Here is a 19,619-nt window from a genome sequence, read left to right on the forward strand (position 1 = left end):
TTCGGAGGATTACGCAGTGGATTATATGACGGTAAAAGAAGCGGCAAATATTTGGAATGTATCCGTTAGAATGGTTCAAAGATATTGTTTTGACGGCAGAATTAAAGGAGCGAGAAAAGACGGTAAATCGTGGGTAATACCAAAAAATGCTACCAAACCTGAAAAAATAATTAAAAAAGCAGTGAATATCAAAAGCGGATTTATAGATACTTCCATGCTTATGCCTCTTATGAACACTCCTTTTAAGCCGGGTAAATGCATAGATTATATAAACAGCATAGAAAACGAAGATAAGAAAAATATTGCTTTATGCGAATATTATTATTTTAGCGGACAAGCAGATAAAGCGGCAAAAGAATCCGAGATGTATTTAAACAGCAATAATTTATCTTTAAAACTTTCTGCTTATCTGATTTATGCTTATTCAAATCTTTCTTTGGGTAATGTTAAAAATACTCAATATGCTCTTTCCATGCTTAAAAAAATAGCTTCAAGTAAAAAGGATATTCCAATATTAAAAGATGCAAGTGCATTTATTGCCACGGCAGCAGCGATTTTATTACATCTTCCTCTTCCAAATGAAATACCGCCAATGAAAGAATATATTAATTTTCTTCCTGAAGGACTTAGAATGTTTGCGCTATATGTTCATGCTCATTATAGATATTTACAGGGAGAATATGAAAGAAGCATCGGTATAGTGGAAACTGCTATTGCATTGCAAAAAGAAACATATCCTATTTCTTCTATATATTTACATTTAGTTGCAGTTATGGATTATATGAGCATAAAAAATGTAAAAAAAGCACAAAAACATCTTCTTGCCGCTTGGGATTTAGCTAGACCTGATGATTTAATCGAAGCTTTTGGGGAACATCATGGACTTCTTGGAGGGATGCTTGAGGCTGTAATAAAGAAAGACTGGCCTGATGATTTTAAAAGAATAATAGATATTACTTATCGTTTTTCAGAAGGATGGAGAAAAGTACATAATCCGATAACAGGAAGAGATGTTGCGGATAATTTAACCACTACGGAATTTGCGGCTGCAATGCTTGCTGCAAGAGGGTGGACAAATCAAGAGATAGGAGAACATATGAATATATCTGCCAATACCGTAAAACAGTATATGTCTTCCGCTTTTCAAAAGCTTGGAATAAATCAACGTCAGGATTTAAAAAAATATATGTTGGATTAAAAAAACTCTGCATTTAGCAGAGTTTTTATTTTATATTATTGCATCTACAAAATCATCAACATCAAATTCTTCTAAATCTTCAAGTCCTTCTCCAAGACCCACATACCACATAGGCGGTTTATCTTCTCCGGCTAATGAAACTATTACTCCACCTTTTGCGCTTCCGTCAAGTTTTGTCATTATTATACCATCAACCTTGGCACTTTCATTAAAGCTTTGTGCTTGAATTACACTGTTTTGTCCTGCTCCCGCATCTAAAACAAGAATTGTATATAAATTATAATCGCCTTTGAATTTATCGCAGACTCTGTAAATTTTGTTAAGTTCATCCATTAAATTCTTTTTGTTTTGAAGTCTTCCTGCGCTGTCTGCAAGAATTATATCCATATTTTTTGCTTTTGCAGAATCAAGGCAGTCATAAATTACACTTGCCGGATCTTGCCCTTGTTTACTTTTTACGATTGGAACGTTTAGTCTTTCTGCCCAAGTTGCAAGCTGTTCGCTTGCTGCTGCTCTGAAAGTATCTGCTGCCGCTAAAATTACTTTTTTATCCTCTTTTAAGAATTTATTTGCAAGTTTTGCTATTGTTGTTGTTTTTCCCGCACCGTTTACTCCAATGAAAAGTATTAAAGCGGGTTTTTTAATTTCTTTATCCCAAAGATTTAATTTTAGTCTGTTTTTAATTTCTTCTTTAATTAAATCATGTAGTTTGTTTATGTCTTTTACATCTTTTTTAGTGGCATTTTCCTTTACGTTTTCGATTATTTCTTCGCTTACATTAAAAGGAATATCGCTTAAAATAAGAACTTCAATTAGCTCTTCATATAAATCATCATCTATTTTGTTTGATGAAAATACATCTTTTAACTTTGATAGTAAACTTTTTTTTGTTTTATCAAGTCCTTTATTATATTTATCTTTTGACATTTATTTCACCGCCTTCATGTATATCTTTTAATTTTACGCTTACGATTTTTGTTATACCTTCACTTCCCATGGTTGCTCCGTAAAGTACGTCGGCTATGCTCATGGTTATTTTTCTGTGAGTTACAACAATAAATTGGTTGTCTTTAATTATTGATTTTAAATATTTGCAGAACCTTGCAACATTTGCATCGTCAAGTGCTGCGTCGATTTCGTCAAGAACACAGAATGGTGCAGGTTTTAATTTAAGTATTGCAAATATCAAAGCTATTGCAGTCATGGATTTTTCTCCACCTGATAGAGAAGAAATGTTTTTAAGTTTTGTTTTTGGAGGAGAAGCGACAATATCTATTCCGCTTTCCATTATATCATCGGGATTTGTTAAAATAAGCTTTGCGTTTCCTCCGTTGAATAACTGCTTGAATACTTCTTCAAATTCTTTGTTTATGTTGTTAAATTCTCTTAAAAATCTTTCTTCGATTTTAGAGTTCATGTCTTTTATTATGTGTAGAAGTTCTCCTTTTGAATCTTCAAGGTCATCTTTCTGTTCACTTAAAAATTCAAATCTTTCTTTTACTTCTTTATATTCTTCTATGGATTCAACATTGATGTTTCCCAGTTTTTTTATGCTTGCTTTTAAGTCCTTTACTGTTGTTTCAGTTTCAAGCATATTTTCAATAGGCTTTTTATATTCAAGTGCTTGTGCGTATGTTAGGTTATAATCTTCTATTATTCCTTTTTGAAGATAATCCATTTCAAGATTTGTTTTGTCTTTTTTATTTTCAAGCTTTTGTATTTGCTCGCTTAAACGATATCTTTCTTCTTGAAGATTTTTTAAGTTGTGGTTAACTTCTTCAAACTCTTCATTTGATTGTTTTTTCTTTTCTATTAAAGAAGCATATTTGTCGTCTAAGTTTTTCTTTAGTTCATCATAATCTTTATCAAGCTCTTTAGCCTTATTTATTTCTTCGTTTAATAAAGAAATATTTTCTTCGTTTTCTTCAATTTCTTTTAAACTTTCTGATGTGCTAAGTTCAATATTTTGAATGTTTTTGTTAAGTTCAAAAATAGCTGTATTTATTCTATTTAATTTTTCTTCTTGTTTATAAAGATTAATTTCTTCTTTATTTAGTTTTGTTGCCATATCAAGATATTTATCTTTATATAAACCAAGACCTATCTTTGATATTTCATCTTTCTTTTCTTCAATTTCTTTATTTAATTGCTCAATTTCTTCTTTTGATTGTTCGTTCATAAGAAGGATTTTTTCATCTGAAGTCTTTAAGTTTTCTATTCTTTTCTTGTTTTCTTCAAATGTTTTTATTTTCTTTTCAAGATTTTCTTCAGCTTCTCTGTTCTTGTCTTCTTCCTTGCTAATAATAAGAGTAAGTTCGTTTATTTCATCAGCTTTTAACTTTAACTGTTCATCTTTTTCTTTAAGTTTAATATCAAAAGAACCGCTTTGTTTTAAGTATTCGTTATAATCTTTTACCGCTTCTTTTATTTGTTTGTTTAGTTTTTCGATTTCGTTTTTTCTTGATAAAAGTGAACGGTCATTGTTTTTATTTTGTCCACCTACCAAAGCTCCTCCCGGGAATAAAACTTCTCCGTCAAGAGTTGCTATTTTATATTTATGTGCGCTTTTTTTTGCAAAGTCATTTGCATTTTTTAGATTATCAAATATAAGAAGTGTGCCAAGAGCATTTTTAACGATATTTTCAAACTTCTTATCATATTTTACAATATCGCTTGCAACACCCTCAAATCCTTTTGCATTTGTTATTACAGAGTTTAAGTTATATATTTCTCTTGGTTTTATTATGTTATGAGGTAGGAATGTTATTCTTCCCCACTTGTTTTCTTTTAAAGCTTTAATTGCTCTTGCAGCTGTGCTTTCATCTTTAACTACAACGTGTTCAACGGTAGATGTAAGGGATTTTTGTATTGCATCCATATATTTATCGGGTACGGAAATAAGATCCCCTAAAGTGCCGTAGACTTCCTCAGAAAGGCTTGTGTTTTTTGCAAATTCAAAAAGTTTTTTGATTGCGAATTTATAACCTTCCTTGTTTTCTTCATATCCCGTTAAAATGTCTCTTTGTCCTTTTAGAAGTTTTACTTTGTTGTATTTTTCAAGAAGATTTTCTTTATAATCAGCTTTTGCTTCTTCTATTAAATATCTTTCTTCTAAAAGCTTATTGTTTTCATCGTCGAGCTTTTCAAGTTTTTCTTCGTTTTTAAGGTTATTTGAAGTAAAGTCCTGTTTTTCAAGTTCTTCTATTTCTACCTTTAATTCTTTGTTTTCTTCTTCAAGTTTTGTAATGATGAATTTATTGTTTTCGATTCTGTTAAAGCTGTCTGCAAGAAGGCTTTCTTTATCTTTTAGTAACCTTTCTTTTGTTTTAAGATTTATGTTTTCTTTTTCGATTGCACTTTCTGTTTCGTCTGAAAGTCCTTTTAATCTTTCCACTTCTTGTTTTAACTTAGAAAATTCTTCTTGCAATTTTGTAAATAATTCTTCTTGTTTTTCTTTATTTTCCTTATTTTCATTTAAAGATAAGACTGCTTGTTCTTTTTCTTCTTCAAGCTTTATAATACCGTCTTTTAAAGCTTTAATATTTTCTGTATGAGTTAATATTTTATTTTTATTTACTTCAACTTCAACTTTAGAATTTTCGTAATTTGAAATGAAGTCGTGTATTTCTTTATTTGCGTTGTTTATTTCTTCATCAAAAGAATTTACTTCAAGTTTTAATTTAGAATATTTTTCATCCAAAACAGAGATACTCTCTTCTTGTTTTGTTAAAGTATCTCTCATTATTTTTTCGTCTTCTTCTATTTTTGAAAGTTCTTCTTTGTATTTGTCTGCTTTATGAACGAATAAATTAAGCTCTATTCCCTTAAGTTCATTGCTTAATTTTATATATTCTCTTGCCTTTTTGGAATTTCTTTTTAAAGTAGGAATTCTTTTTTCAAGTTCTGAAATTATGTCTAAAATTCTGTATAGATTATTTTGTGTTTTATCAAGCTTTTTAATTGCTTCGTTTTTTCTGCTTTTATATTTAACTATCCCTACGGCTTCTTCAATCATTAATTTTCTTTCTACCGCAGAGTTGTTTACAATGCTTTCTATTTTACCTTGAGAAATTATTGAGTATCCTTCTCTAGATAGACCCGTATCCATGAAAAGTTCTTGAATGTCTTTAAGTCTTACGGAGTTTTTATTTATGTAATACTCACTTTCTCCCGAACGATAAAGTCTTCTTGATACATTTACTTCGCTGTATTCACTTGGTAAAATCCCCGAAGAGTTGTCTATTGTTATGCTTACAAAAGCATATCCGAGAGCTCTTTTTTCTTCAGTTCCGGAAAAGATGACATCTTCCATCTTTCCTCCTCTTAGGGATTTAACTCTTTGCTCTCCTAAAACCCATCTTATTGCATCTACAATATTGCTTTTTCCGCTTCCGTTTGGACCTACTATTCCCGTTACGGGATTGTCAAATAAAATCTCGACTTTCTGTCCAAAGGATTTAAAGCCGTATATTTCAACTTTTTTTAAATACATTTGTTACCGCCTAAATTAATTTTAATTTTTTTAGTGTAGCAAAAGCAGCGTGTTGTTCGCTTTCTTTTTTGTTTTTTCCGTCCCCTTCACCCATGTCCTTGTTGTTTATTACAACTTTTGAAGTAAATACTTGATCGTGTTCCGGACCTTTTATTTGAACTAATTCATAAGAAAAGTCTTTTATGTTTTTTGAGTGAATATATTCTTGAAGCAAGGTTTTATAATCATAAGTAAGTTTTCCGTCAATTGCCTTTTTTGTTATGTCAGAAAGAAGGTTAAGAGCAATTTTGCTTACTGTTTCGTAGTCGCTGTCTAAATATATTGCTCCAAGCACAGCTTCAAAGCAGTCTGCAATGATGTTTTTCTTATATTTGCCTCCGCTTATCATTTCTCCTTTTCCAAGAAGAATAAATTCTCCAAGGTCTAGTTTTTCGCTTGCAATATATAAAGAATCCGCACATACGATTAATGCTCTAAGTTTTGTAAGAACGCCTTCTTTATCTTTTTTTAGTGTATTATAAAGATATGCTCCCACGCATAAATCAAGCACAGCGTCTCCCAAAAACTCAAGTCGTTCGTTGTTTTCGAGATTTTTGTTTTCATTGCTTTTTGATGAATGTGTAAGAGCAACTTTAATTAAATCTTTATTGTTAAAAGTATAACCAAGTTTTTGTTCCAATTTATAAATTTTATTTTCCATTTTCTCCCTCGTAAACCATGTAAAAAATTACAGAAGTTTCCTTTAATTTTTTAAATAGTTTAAGGCTCCTTTACGGAGCCCTTTTTTATTTTTATAGTGATTCTAAATAATCAACAACATCTTTAACTGTTTTCATATCTTCAAGTTTATCTTCTTCTATTTCGATACCGAATTCATCCTCGAAGTCAGCTATTAATTCGATCAATGTTAAAGAGTCAACGTCCAAATCATCAGTAAAAGAAGTATCCATTGTAACGGCTTCTTCACTTACTTCTAACTGCTTTACAATAATGTCTCTGACTTTTTCAAAAATCATTTACAATAAACCTCCATACATTTACTTAATATTATATATATACTTATATCATATATTTTCTATTTAGCATAGATATTTTTTATTTTTTCTAAAACTTCGTTTTCTTCAAATTTTATGGCTTGTTTAATTGCGTTTTTAAAAGCTATTTCATCTGAGTTTCCATGAGCTTTTATTATTCCTCCGTTTACTCCAAGAAGGGGAGCACCGCCGTATTTTTTAGATGAAAGTTTGCTTAATTCTTCGTTTAAAACGCTTTTTGCAAGAACATAACTTAATTTTGTTTTTGTATTTGTTAAAAATACATCTTTTAGTATGTCCTTCATTAAATTTCCCATACCTTCAATTGTTTTTAATATAATATTTCCCGTAAAACCATCACATACTATAACGTCGTTGTCGCTGTTCATTATTTCAGTTCCTTCAACGTTACCTACGAAGTTGATTTCTTTGTTGTTTTTTAATATTTGATGTATTTCCTTATATAGTTTATCGCCTTTTTCTTCTTCTGAGCCTATGTTTGCAAGAGCAACTTTAGGGTTTTTAACTCCCATTACGTTTTCCATATAAATGCTTGACATTGTTGCGAATTGTTCTATATAGTCGCTGTTACAATCTGCATTTGCACCGCAGTCCATTAAAAGTACAGGTTTCTTTCTTGCAGGTAACACTGCACCAAGGGCAGGCCTTTTTATCCCTTTTATTCTTCCTGTTACTAAAACTCCCGCAGATAAAACAGCACCTGTGCTTCCTGCTGTAACTAAGACACTGTTACGGTCTTCTTTTATCTTGTTTGCTGCAACAACCAGTGAAGATTGTTTTTTTCTTCTTATGGCAAGTGCGCTTTCATCATGACATGTAATTTCTTCAGGAGCATGGATAATACTTATTTTATCCATACTTAAGTTGTTGTCTTCAAATACTTTTTTTATTTTTTCTTCGTGTCCTACCAAAGTTATTTCTCTATCAAATTCTTTTACTGCAAGTACGGCACCTTTTACCATTGCATCAGGTGCATAATCTCCGCCAAAAGCATCTACGTATATCATATTTTTATACCTCTTTTTTTATAATTATATTCTATAAATTATATCATAAATTTAATTTCTTTTCTATATTGTGAGTATGCATTAATAATGTATATTTATGCATAATAAAAATAAGCTGTGTTTTATAGGTGTTATTAAGGTTATCAAGTTTTCCACAACTTATCAACAAATTGTGAAAAAGTAGCATATAACCACCGGTTTTTATATATATGAGGTATATTAAATATCTTCTTAGTTATTTATATTCTTCCTCTGTATTTATTATTTAAAGGAACAAAAAATCCTTTTATAATAGGTATTTCGACAATTTAATGAATACAAAAAGTAAGCTATAAGACTACAAAAAATCAGTTATATAACTACAAAAAGTAAGTTTTTATTATAAAAATATTCTTTTTAAAAAATCTTTAAGTAAGCTATAAAGATACAAAAAGTAAGGCTTTTAAATACAAAAAGTAAGTAGGCATTTTTCGTAAAAAACCCTTTAAAAAAGCCATTTTAAGTTGAAAAACATAGAAATATGCTCTTTCAAATTAGGAAAATAACGATAAAACGGATAAAATAGATTGTATTTATAATAAACTTTAACAATTTATTTAATTATAAACATACAAAAAGAGTATTTTATATTTATATTACATTCTTATAAGACAAAAATATTTTAAAGTGTATACAAAAAGTAAGCAATTTTTATTTAAATTAATATTAAAAACTACAAAAAGTAAGTTAAAAATGTACAAAAAGTAAGCTGTTTTTATAACGAATTTAAAAAGAGTACAAAAAGTAAGATAAAAGTATACAAAAAGTAAGTGAAATTTATAAAATTTTTGTTAATAAGTACAAAAAGTAAGTTGTGTTATATAGGAGTATTAAAATGTATACAAAAAGTAAGTTGTTTTAAAAATAATTTTGATAATAGATACAAAAAGTAAGTTAAAAGTATACAAAAAGTAGGTTATTTTTATAATAAATTTAAAAAGAGTACAAAAAGTAAGTTATTTTTGATATTAATTTAATAAGTGTACACAAAAAGTAAGTATGCTTTTTCTCCGTTTTTAAAAAAGGTACAAAAAGTAAGTTAAAAGTATACAAAAAGTAAGTTGTTTTTGTTGACATTTTTTGACAAGTAATGTAAAGTATTAGAAGTGTATACAAAAAGTAAGTAGTAAAGATATAATCGAGGATTTAGAATGAGTGAAAAAAATGATTTAATCAATTTGGAAAACAGTTTTGTAACGCAGGTTACAATGCTTAACGTTGTTGCCGAGGCAAGATATGATATGCCTTTGGTTTCTCAGAAATTATTTATAGAAGCACTTTCCAGAGTCGATATTGACAGTGATGATTTTTCAGTTATAAGAATAGGGCTTAGTGAATTTGCAAAAAGAAACAACGTAAACAAAGATTATCTTTACAGAGAAAAGGAGAATATTACATCTAAAACCCTTACGGCACAAATAATGATAAAGGATTTAGATACCGACAGCTACACTCAAAAGAATTTATTCTCTCAGTGCAGTTATAAAGACGGACAGTTTATTTTTGAATTCTCTGAAAAAATGAAACCGTACTTTTTGGACATATATTCTAAGGGAGGTTATTACTTTAAATTTATTAAAGAATATATTTCAAGATTCAAATGTAAATATACAATGAAACTTTATCTTCTTTGTCAGTCAAATTTATATAAATGTCAAAGAAATCAAGAAGTTAGTTTTTCTCTCGATACTCTAAAGAGTTTTTATGATATAAAAGGAGGAAAATATTCTTCTTATAGAAATTTTAATGAGAGAGTATTAAAACCTGCTTTTGAAGAGATCAACGAAAAAACAGATTTAAACGTTGAGTATATACCGGTAAGAACAAGCGGAAGAAATATTGATAAAATCATTTTTAACATAGTAAGCAAAAAATTACTTGAAAATGCGAAGTATACAGTTACCGACAGTACATTCAATAATTTCCTTGATTTTATTAATTATGATAAAGATGAAGATAAAAATATAAACAATAAAGTAGAAATGTTTAAAAACTGGCAGGAACATTATGATATATATTTGATTTTTTATGTTTCCGAAAAAGCAAAAAAACTTGCCAATAAAAATATTTTCAGTTATATAGACGTAAGCCTTAAAAATACATATTTAAAGGGATATAACGTATATGAAAGTTTATTTGGAAAACATGAAGAACAAACTTATATAATGACTAATGCCGAAACAGAATCCTTTGGGGATAATATGTATATAGATTATCTTTCAAAATTTGATAAATATATTGCAGATAATGAAAATACTGCACAAGATATCTATAATAATTGGAGAAAAGATGTAAGAAAATCTTTTGATAATGCTTTAAAATTCTGTAATGACATAATGGTAAGCATAGATGAAGAAGACGAAAATGTTATCTTAAACGTAAGAGACAGAATAAAACAAAAGGATATTATGTCAAATGAATTTTTTGAAGTTTATACAGATATAACTTCAAAGGTTAATTATATAAAAGATTATATTAGTAATAGCGGAATGAACATAAAAGAGGGAATGGAATTTTTAAACGGAATAAGCATGGATATACTTGATCCAACCCTTGAAGATGTATATTTCAAAATTGTATCTTTAAATGAAAAAGAAAAGAAAATGAGAAAGAAAAAATTATCTAAAGCTTAAGGAGATATAAAAATGCAAGAAGAACTTTTAATAAAAGCAATGATTGAATATAATAAACACGACCCAAAGAGAATACAGCATTTAATAAAGGTACACTCTCTTGCAAAAACAATAGGAATTCTTGAAAATATAGATAAAAAAGATTTATTTATTCTTGAAACTGCAGCAATTTTACACGATATAGGAATAAAAGTAAGCGAAGAAAAGTATGGTAAATGCAGCGGAAAGCTGCAGGAAAAAGAAGGTCCAAAAGAAGCAGAAAAAATGCTTGAAAAATTTGGATATGACAGGGAAGTAATAGATAGAGTATGTTATTTAATAGGTAATCATCATACTTATGATAATATTGATGGGATTGATTATCAGATTTTGGTAGAAGCAGATTTTCTTGTTAATATTTATGAAGATAATTTAAAAAAGGAAAGTATAGAAAATATTAAAAATAAAATATTTAAAACAAAAACGGGAATCAATTTTATAGAAAATATGTATTAAAAAAAAAAGCACCGTTAGGTGCTTTTTTTTAGTTATTGATTAATTTATCGCTTTCGTCATTCCAGCTGTATAATTTACGGATTTCTTTACCTACTTCTTCTGATGGATGTTCAGCAGCTAATTTTCTCATAGCCCTGAAGTGAACTTGTCTTCCTGCATCAGACATATCAAGTAAGAATTCTTTAGCAAATGAACCATCTTGGATATCTGAAAGAACTTTTTTCATAGCTTCTCTGCTTTCTTTTGTGATGATTTTCTTTCCTGTTATGTAATCACCATATTCAGCTGTGTTAGAAATAGAATATCTCATTCCTTCAAATCCTGATTGGTAAATTAAGTCAACGATCAATTTCATTTCATGGATACATTCAAAGTAAGCATTTCTTGGGTCATATCCAGCTTCAACTAATGTTTCGAATCCAGCTTGCATTAATTCGCATAAACCACCGCAAAGTACTGCTTGTTCACCGAATAAGTCAGTTTCTGTTTCAATACGGAATGTTGTTTCAAGAACACCTGCTCTTGCTCCACCAATACCTGCTGCATATGCAAGTGCGATATCTTGAGCTTTGCCTGTTGCATCTTGTTCAACAGCGATTAAGCAAGGAGTACCTTTTCCTTCTAGATATTCAGAACGAACTGTATGACCAGGAGCTTTAGGTGCAATCATTGTTACATCGACATTTTTAGGTGGAACGATACATCCAAAGTGGATATTGAAACCATGAGCAAACATTAACATGTTTCCTTCTTCTAAGTTTGGTTCGATATCTTTTTTATACATGTCAGCTTGTTTTTCATCGTTGATTAGAATCATGATGATATCAGCTTTTTTTGCAGCTTCTGCAGCTGTATATACTTTAAGTCCTTGTTGTTCTGCTTTTGCCCAAGATTTTGAGCCTTCATATAGACCAACAATTACGTCACATCCAGATTCTTTAAGGTTTAATGCGTGTGCATGACCTTGGCTACCGTAACCGATAATAGCGATTGTTTTACCATCTAATAATCCTAGATTACAATCTTCTTGATAAAATATTTTAAAATCACTCATTTTAAAAACCTCCGTATTTGTATGACAACTTTATATTACTTGTATGATGTTTATTTTAAATGGTATTCCTAATATTGTCAAGACTTTTCTGAAAATTTTAAAAAATTTTTATTCCAAGCTTTATTACTGTATATTTTATGTTTTATTTTAATTTATTTTAATAAAAAAAGACTTCATATATTTGAAGTCTTTAAAGTTCTTCTGTCCAAAAAGCATGATGCAAATGTATGGTAACCGCACTTTTTAATGCTTCTGAATCTCTTTTTTTTAGGAAATTCATTATCATAGCATGGTCTTTGTATGCATCTTTTGCAATAATGTCAAGATTATAGTTTAGGGCAAATGTTTTTTCTATTGTTTGTGTAAGTACCGGCATAAATGAACTTATAAATTCGTTGTGAGATGCTTTTATTATTGCACAGTGAAAGTCATTTTCCGATTTTATTCTTTCTTTTGCCGTTGGATTTTGCAAAATTAAATTTTGACATTTTTCTCCAAGTTTTAATATTTCTTCTATTTCTTTGTCGCTTGCTCTTTTACATGCAAGGGCAGCTGCACTTGGTTCGAATATCATTCTTGTTTCATATAAGTCTCTAAGGGTAATCTTCATATCAGTAAACGAATTTATCCCCATATCGTTTTTTGCATATCTGTTTAAAGTATCATTTACGAATGTTCCCCTGCCTCTTTGAACATCTAAAATACCTTCTGAAACAAGAGTTTTAACAGCTTCTCGAAGGGTAGAACGGCTAACTCCCAGTTTTTTTGAAAGGGAATTTTCGTTTGGCAGTTTTTCTCCCGTTTTATATATTTTTTCTTTTGTAATTAAATCTCTTAATTTATCAGCAGTTATTTGTGTTAAGTTTTTCTTTTCTTCTTGCATGATATTTCTCCGAAAACATTAAGTGTATATTGATTATAAGTAACTTGTCTGATGTTTGTCAAGAGTTATCATACAAATATTTATATTAACACATTATAAATACCTATCATAATAGGAATTGTAATAATAGATAAAAGTGTCGTTAAAACATAAAGACTGCTTGAATATTTTGCATCTAAGTTGTATAGCTGTATCATTGAAGTAACCGTTGCACAGGAAGGAGTAACACATGCAAGATAAACTATCATTAAGATATTTTTTCCGTCTATAATATAACTCGATGCATTTGTTATATATAATAAAAATAATGTAATTAAAGGATATATTATAAGCCTTAAGAAACATATAAAATAATATCTTGTTTTCTTAAATAGATTTATTATGGAAACTTCCCCCATTACCATTCCGGCTATTAACATTCCAATAGGTCCCATCATAGAACCTAATGTATCTACGGTATCAGTTATAATACTTGGAAGATTTATTCTAAATATAAATATCAACATTCCTATAAATATAGAAATAATATTTACATTTAAAATTATTTTCTTTATTTCAATTTTCTTTATTCCTTTAAGAAGACTGTTACAATGTGTCCAAAGAAGTATTAGTTGAACTACAATAAAAGCACAGGAATATATTACATATTCTTTTCCTAAAATGGAGCTTATAAGAGGAATAACCAATATCCCCGCATTTGTATAAATTATATTTACTTTTTCTGCTACATTAAAATTAAATAATTTATTTAACAGTGATGTAAGAATAATAAAAAGAATATGAACCAATATAGAAATTATAAATGCAAATATTAAACCTGTTTTTATTTTTTCATCATATTCAATCATAAATGAGTTTATTATCATACAGGGAGTTAGTAGATAAACAAGTATTGCAGATATACTCTTGCTGTCCTCTGATTTTAATACTCCTACTTTTACGATAATATACCCTAAAAACATTATTATAAAAAGTTCTAAAATTTCTTTTGCTAAAATTAAACTAATATCCATGTTCTGTCCTTTTTTAATTAAATATAGTTAAAGTATAGTATAAATAAATAATCTTTAAAAGATAAAAATAAAAAGTCTTTACTTTAAGTAAAGACTTTAATTTATATTTTTTTGAATTTTGCAACTGATGCCATGAATTTTTTAATGCCGATTTCAGGGAATGCTGCTGTGATTTTCATGTCATCTTCGCTTCCTTCAATGCTTACAACAGTACCTTCTCCCCATGCATTATGGTCTATTTTGTCTCCCGGGCTAAGTTTTTCGTCAAATGTATTGTTTTGTTTAAAAAGATTTTGTGTTTGTCTTATTGTATTTGCATAAGGGTCATACATCTTTTTAACATTGTTATTAATAATTTCTTTTTCCTTATTTGATTCTTTTATTGCACTGATTCCTTCAATAAGTTCATCGGGAACTTCAAGTAAAAATCTTGAAGGATTTCTCATTTCGTTTCTTCCGTAAACTCTTCTTGTTTCGGCTGAAGACATATAAAGTTTTTTTCTTGCTCTTGTTATTCCAACATAGCAAAGTCTTCTTTCTTCTTCCATTTCGCTTTCTTCGTTTACGGCTCTGTATGTAGGGAATAAATTTTCTTCCATTCCCGGCATAAATACAATGTTAAATTCAAGTCCTTTTGCATTATGAAGAGTCATAAGTAGTACCTTAGAGCTGTTTTCATCATAAGAATCAACTCCCGCAACAAGTGCTGCATTTTCAAGGAAAGCTTCAAGAGAACCATCTTCTTCGTTATTTTCAAAATCTCCCGCAGCATTTACAAGTTCGTCTAAGTTTTCAAGTCTGTTTTGTGCGTTTTCAACTTTTCCTTCTTTAAGCATTTGTTCGTATCCGCTTAAGTGAATTGTGTTTATTACAGTATCCATTAAAGAATTTTCTTTTGCTATTCTTTCAAGTTCTTCCATTGTATCTTTAAATAAAGTAAGCTTTTCTTTTACACTTCCTTTAAATAAAGGGCAGGTGTCTATATCTTTTATAACTTCATACATGGATATGCCTTTCATGAAAGCATAATCTCTTATTTTTTCTATACTTGCAGGACCTATTCCTCTTTTTGGAGTATTGATTACTCTAATAAATGCAATATCATCTTTTGGATTTACTAAAAGTTTTAGATATGCAAGAATATCTTTAATTTCCATACGGTCATAGAATTTTGTTCCCGCAACAATTTGATAAGGGATATTTCTTCTCATAAGACCTTCTTCAAGTACACGGGATTGTGCGTTTGTTCTGTATAAAATTGCTATGTCACTATATGGAATGTCATGATATTCATTTAAGCAGAATATTTCCCTGGCAATAATTGAAGATTCTTCCAAATCCGAATTTGCATGAAGATATTTTATGATTTCTCCTTCTTCATTATCGGTAAACAAAGTTTTACCCATTCTCTTTTTATTATGCTCGATTACACCGTTTGCGGCATTTAAAATATTCTTTGTACATCTGTAATTTTGTTCAAGTCTTATTATTTTGGCATCTTCAAAGTCATCTTCAAATTCTAAGATATTTCTTATTGATGCACCCCTCCAACCGTAAATACTTTGGTCATCATCACCGCATACACATATATTTCTGTGACCTTCAGCCATTTTACTTATTATTGCATACTGAGAAATATTTGTATCTTGATATTCGTCTACAAGAATATATTTGAATCTATTTCTATATTTATTTAATACTTCAGGACATTTCGCAAAAAGAATATTTGTATTTAAAAGCAAATCATCAAAGTCCATGGCATTTGCACTTAAAAGTCTTTTTTGATATTCACTGTATATTTGTGCAATTCTTGCCTCTGTATATCCTTCGTCAAAATCTCCATGCTCGTCCATGTAGTCGTCGCTTGTTTCAAGATCGTTCTTTAGTAAAGAAATTTGCGCTTTAACGCTTTCTACCGGAAATTCTTTATCTGAAATATCAAGTTCTTTAAGTATTGTTTTTAAAAGTCTTTTTGTATCATCATCGTCATATATTGAAAAATTACTTGTAAACCCTAGATTATCCCCTTCCATTCTTAAAATTCTTGCACAAATTGAGTGGAATGTTCCCATCCATATATCAGAAGTGAAAGGAATTCCCATTGAGTCAATTCTTTCTCTCATTTCTCCTGCTGCTTTATTTGTAAATGTAAGAGCAAGAATTTCCCAAGGTTTTGCATATCCATTTTCTATTATATAAGCAATTCTATGAATTATTGTTCTTGTTTTTCCGCTTCCTGCTCCCGCAAGAATAAGAAGAGGTCCGTTAACACAGGTAACGGCCTTCTGTTGTTTATCATTTAACATACTAAGTAAGTCCATTTTCATTCTCCTCGTAAGATATTAAAGGAAGTGTTATTATAACATCAGTTCCTTTATTTTCAATGCTTTCAATGTTTATATTTCCATTTAAGTTTGTAACTATCCATTTAGCTATTGGAAGACCAAGTCCGCTGCCATTTTTTCTTTTGCTTCTGGCTTTGTCTACTCTGTAAAATCTTGTAAAGACTTTTTTGATTTCTTCTCTTTTCATTCCAATGCCTTGGTCTTTAACTTTAATTGTAATATTATTTTTTGCTTTATCTACTTTTAAAGCCGTTATAATGTTTGTATTTTCATATGAATAATTTACCGCATTGTCTAAAAGTATCATCATAAGCTGTGTAAACTTATCTTCATCAACATTTGCCATAACTTTATCATATGAGCAGTACATATAAGCTCTTATTTGTTTTTTTATTGCAATAGGCTCTATTTTTTCTATTGCGTCTTTTACAAGGTGTACTATATCACATTCTTTATTGTTAAATGGGATTTGACCTAAATCTGCTTTTGAAAGAGTAAGTAAATCTCCAACCATTTTATCCATTCTGTTTATTTCACTTTTTGCATATTCAAACCACATTTCCTGTGATTTTACCGTTTCGTCTTCATTTGTTTGTATAAGTTCAAGATTTGTTTTAATTACCGCAATAGGCGTTCTTAACTCATGGGATGCATCAGCGATAAATTGTTTTTGATTGTCTATTGTATCTTTAATTGGAACCAAAGCTCTGTCGGCAGTGTAAAATCCTCCAAGAAGAGATATAATTACGCCCACTATTATTGCAATAATCAAAGCTGAAAGAATTATGTTAAGATTTGAGTTTTGCTCTGTATTATCTTTTGCCATTAAAATAAGCTGCATATTTCCGCTATCGTTAATTACAAGAGTTGTGCAGCTTCTAAATGAGACATTGCCATAAGAATAGTTTGTAAAAACATACTTCCCGTCTTGTTCTTTTATTTCTATGTTTTTATCGTCTGGATCATAGAAATAGCAGTAAGCAATATCCGCAAAAATATTTTCGTCAACGTTCATTTTGCCATAGCTATATGTTTGATTTAAGTTTTCGTCAAAAATAACGATTTTACATTTACCTGAATCAATTTGTTGTTTAAAATATTTTAATTCTTCATTATAAGATAAATCACTTGTATTTTTAAAATTGCTTTTTGTATATCTTTTTGCTTGATATACCATATTAATAAGTTCATTATCGGAAGACTCAGAAAAGGAATAAGATGAAAGCAGGTAAATAAAAGCAGTCATTGAAAGTAAAATGACCAGTAAAACAAAAGTATTTATAAAAATCAGTTTGTTTTTTATTTTATTTATCATCGCTTTTTTCCTTTAAGGAATAACCGAGCCCTCTGTTGGTTATTATTTTTACGTCTGCATCGTTAGATAATTTTTTCCTTAAGTAATGTATATATATTTCAACGCTGTTATCTATTGCATAACTGTCAATTCCCCATACTTTATCAAGTATATAATCTTTTGATAAAACATGGTCTTTGTTTCTCATTAGGGTTTCAAGAAGATTTGCTTCTTTTTTAGTTAAGTTTTCCTTTCTTTCTCCTACCGTAAGAGATGCATCGTTTGTGTTTAGGCTTACGTTTCCTATGCTTATTATATCATCAGAGATACTTCCCTTTCCTCTTCTTGACAAAGCTTTAATTCTTGCTATAAGTTCCTTTGTGTCAAAAGGTTTTGTAAGGTAATCATCAGCCCCAAGGTCCAAACCTTTTACTCTGTCGTCTATATTGTCAAGAGCCGTCAAAAGAAGAATCGGAGTATAGTTGTTTTCTTCTCTTAAAGTTTTTAAAACACTAAGTCCATCCATTTGAGGTAGCATTATATCTAAAACTATAACGTCATATATCATTTTTCTTGCAAGCATTAAACCTGATTCGCCGTCTTCAACGGTATCTGCAAGAATTTGGTTTTTCCCTAAAAGAGCAACCAAAGGTTTAGCCAAAGTAACTTCGTCTTCTACTATAAGTACTCTCATATTAATCTTTCCTTTCTGCTTTTAATATTATAATTCATAAAATTAAATTTAACAAATTTTTTTACAAATTTTAATTTTTTAAGGTAATTTAAAGGTTTTAATCATATAATAATGGCATATAAGGAGAAAAGGGAGTGTTTATATGAAGTGTCCTTATTGTTCTAGTAAAGAAATTGGTAAAATTGGAAGAAAGAAATATTTTTGCAGTAACTGTTTTTCAGAAATAGTAGTTAATTCTGATAAAATGAAAGTAATTTCATTAAATGAAAAAGGTATTGCGAAAGTTATTAAAACTTGTTCAATAGCTGATTAGCATAGATAAATTTAGAAGTACCCCTTAATCCCCTCAATACTTCTAAAAATCTATTACAGATTATATAGTAAAAAGCAGCTTTTAAAAGCTGCTTTTTATTTTTTTATTCTATAAAACCAAACTCTTTATCTATTTGGTTAAGTTTTTCAAGGTCGAAAGGTGTAGTTTGATATACATGATAATTTAACCAGTTTGAAAAAAGCATATTTCCATGTGCTCTCCATCTGACTATTGGTTTTTTAGTATCGTCATCATCTGGGAAATAATGTTTTGGAACTTTAGGATTTAAACCTTTTTTCTTGTCTCTTTCGTATTCTTCTTTTAATGTATTTGGATCATATTCGCTATGCCCGAATACAAATATTTTTCTTTGGTCTTTGCTTACAAGTAGATAAGCACCTGCTTCTTTACTGCTTGCAACAATTTCAAGGTCTTTTTCTTTCTTAATATCCTTAATAAGACACTGGGTATGTCTTGAATGAGGCGCATAGAAAACATCGTCAAATCCTCTTACTATTGGTCTTCTTCTTAAAACTCTATGCTCGAATACTCCAAACATTTTTTCCGGAAGATCTTTTTTATTTATTCCGTAGTAGTGGTTTAAAGCTGCCTGTGCTCCCCAGCATATAAACATGGTAGAGAAAACATTTTTATCTGCGAAATCAAAAATCTGCTGAAGTTCTTCCCAGTAGTTTACATCATCAAATTCAAGTTTTTCCACAGGGGCACCCGTTATAATCATTCCATCGTATTTTTTATGTTTTATATCATCAAAATTTTTATAGAATGTTTTTAAATGCTTGTAAGACGTATTTTTACTTACATGGCTTTTCATATTAATTAAGTCAACTTTTACCTGTATAGGTGTATTACTTATAAGCCTTAGAAGCTGTGTTTCCGTTACTATTTTCGTAGGCATCAAATTGACAATGGCAATTTCCAGTGGTCTTATGTCTTGTGTTTCCGCTCTTTCCTGATGCATTACGAATATATTTTCCCTGTCGAGCTGTTTTGCCGCAGGTAAATCTTTTGGTATTATAACAGCCATATTTCATCATCCTCTTTTCTATTATAAAAATTACTTTATTACATCATGATTTATGT

General features: G+C 29.5%; 16 protein-coding genes. 4 read left to right on the forward strand and 12 right to left on the reverse strand.

What is annotated here, in order from left to right:
- The first annotated feature begins 25 nt into the window (after positions 1–25).
- Positions 26–1,198 carry a LuxR C-terminal-related transcriptional regulator gene (locus M6G78_RS04340; RefSeq protein ID WP_253229901.1) on the forward strand — a complete coding sequence of 391 codons (1,173 nt, stop codon included), beginning with the start codon at positions 26–28 and terminating at the stop codon, positions 1,196–1,198.
- Between the two features lie 30 nt (positions 1,199–1,228).
- On the opposite strand, the gene ftsY is transcribed toward M6G78_RS04340, so the two are convergent.
- The 5 genes from ftsY to plsX all read right to left on the reverse strand — a co-directional run bounded on the left by ftsY (position 1,229) and on the right by plsX (position 7,752).
- A complete protein-coding gene (ftsY, locus tag M6G78_RS04345) occupies positions 1,229–2,125 on the reverse strand; it encodes a signal recognition particle-docking protein FtsY (RefSeq protein WP_253229700.1) in 897 nt (298 codons plus the stop codon).
- On the reverse strand, positions 2,112–5,690 hold the full coding sequence (gene smc, locus M6G78_RS04350) for a chromosome segregation protein SMC (RefSeq protein WP_253229701.1): 3,579 nt from the start codon (positions 5,688–5,690) through the stop codon (positions 2,112–2,114). Before smc ends, ftsY begins: the two co-directional genes overlap by 14 nt.
- Positions 5,691–5,700: 10 nt before the next feature.
- Positions 5,701–6,390 (reverse strand): ribonuclease III, encoded by a 690-nt coding sequence (gene rnc, locus M6G78_RS04355; RefSeq protein ID WP_138269260.1) that lies wholly within the window; start codon positions 6,388–6,390, stop codon positions 5,701–5,703.
- 91 nt (positions 6,391–6,481) lie between these two features.
- Positions 6,482–6,706 (reverse strand): acyl carrier protein, encoded by a 225-nt coding sequence (acpP, locus tag M6G78_RS04360; RefSeq protein ID WP_138269261.1) that lies wholly within the window; start codon positions 6,704–6,706, stop codon positions 6,482–6,484.
- A 59-nt stretch (positions 6,707–6,765) separates the two neighbouring features.
- The gene (gene plsX, locus M6G78_RS04365; protein ID WP_253229702.1) at positions 6,766–7,752 is read right to left on the reverse strand and encodes a phosphate acyltransferase PlsX; all 987 of its coding nucleotides are present in this window, start codon (positions 7,750–7,752) and stop codon (positions 6,766–6,768) included.
- Positions 7,753–8,942: 1,190 nt separating this feature from the next.
- On the opposite strand from plsX, the gene M6G78_RS04370 reads away from it, so the two are divergent.
- The gene (locus M6G78_RS04370) at positions 8,943–10,424 is read left to right on the forward strand and encodes a replication initiation protein (protein WP_253229703.1); all 1,482 of its coding nucleotides are present in this window, start codon (positions 8,943–8,945) and stop codon (positions 10,422–10,424) included.
- Positions 10,425–10,436: 12 nt separating this feature from the next.
- Positions 10,437–10,919, forward strand: coding sequence for an HD domain-containing protein (locus tag M6G78_RS04375; protein ID WP_253229704.1), 483 nt, complete (start codon positions 10,437–10,439; stop codon positions 10,917–10,919).
- A gap of 28 nt (positions 10,920–10,947) precedes the next feature.
- Here the strand turns inward: M6G78_RS04375 and ilvC are convergent, their stop codons facing one another.
- From ilvC to M6G78_RS04405, 6 genes are all read right to left on the reverse strand, one after another.
- Entirely contained in the window at positions 10,948–11,973 is a 1,026-nt protein-coding gene (gene ilvC / locus M6G78_RS04380; protein WP_138268392.1) for a ketol-acid reductoisomerase, read from the reverse strand.
- Between the two features lie 190 nt (positions 11,974–12,163).
- Complete coding sequence (locus M6G78_RS04385) at positions 12,164–12,856, reverse strand: FadR/GntR family transcriptional regulator (protein WP_138268393.1); 693 nt, start codon at positions 12,854–12,856, stop codon at positions 12,164–12,166.
- A gap of 80 nt (positions 12,857–12,936) precedes the next feature.
- A complete protein-coding gene (locus tag M6G78_RS04390) occupies positions 12,937–13,869 on the reverse strand; it encodes an AEC family transporter (protein WP_253229705.1) in 933 nt (310 codons plus the stop codon).
- A 101-nt stretch (positions 13,870–13,970) separates the two neighbouring features.
- Positions 13,971–16,190, reverse strand: a complete 2,220-nt coding sequence (gene pcrA, locus M6G78_RS04395) for a DNA helicase PcrA (RefSeq protein WP_253229706.1) — start codon at positions 16,188–16,190, stop codon at positions 13,971–13,973.
- On the reverse strand, positions 16,177–17,529 hold the full coding sequence (locus M6G78_RS04400; RefSeq protein ID WP_253229707.1) for a cell wall metabolism sensor histidine kinase WalK: 1,353 nt from the start codon (positions 17,527–17,529) through the stop codon (positions 16,177–16,179). The genes pcrA and M6G78_RS04400 overlap by 14 nt, the downstream gene beginning before the upstream one ends.
- Complete coding sequence (locus tag M6G78_RS04405) at positions 17,519–18,202, reverse strand: response regulator transcription factor (protein ID WP_253229708.1); 684 nt, start codon at positions 18,200–18,202, stop codon at positions 17,519–17,521. The genes M6G78_RS04400 and M6G78_RS04405 overlap by 11 nt, the downstream gene beginning before the upstream one ends.
- Before the next feature lie 142 nt (positions 18,203–18,344).
- Here M6G78_RS04405 and M6G78_RS04410 point away from each other — a divergent pair, with 142 nt between their 5' ends.
- Positions 18,345–18,515 carry a hypothetical protein gene (locus M6G78_RS04410; protein ID WP_171020566.1) on the forward strand — a complete coding sequence of 57 codons (171 nt, stop codon included), beginning with the start codon at positions 18,345–18,347 and terminating at the stop codon, positions 18,513–18,515.
- A gap of 103 nt (positions 18,516–18,618) precedes the next feature.
- On the opposite strand, the gene metA is transcribed toward M6G78_RS04410, so the two are convergent.
- Positions 18,619–19,563: a homoserine O-succinyltransferase gene (gene metA / locus M6G78_RS04415; protein ID WP_253229709.1), complete on the reverse strand. Its 945-nt coding sequence runs from the start codon at positions 19,561–19,563 to the stop codon at positions 18,619–18,621.
- Between the last annotated feature and the right edge of the window lie 56 nt (positions 19,564–19,619).

The sequence above is a fragment of the Anaerofustis sp. NSJ-163 genome, from assembly GCF_024135845.1.
Taxonomy (GTDB): domain Bacteria; phylum Bacillota; class Clostridia; order Eubacteriales; family Anaerofustaceae; genus Anaerofustis; species Anaerofustis butyriciformans.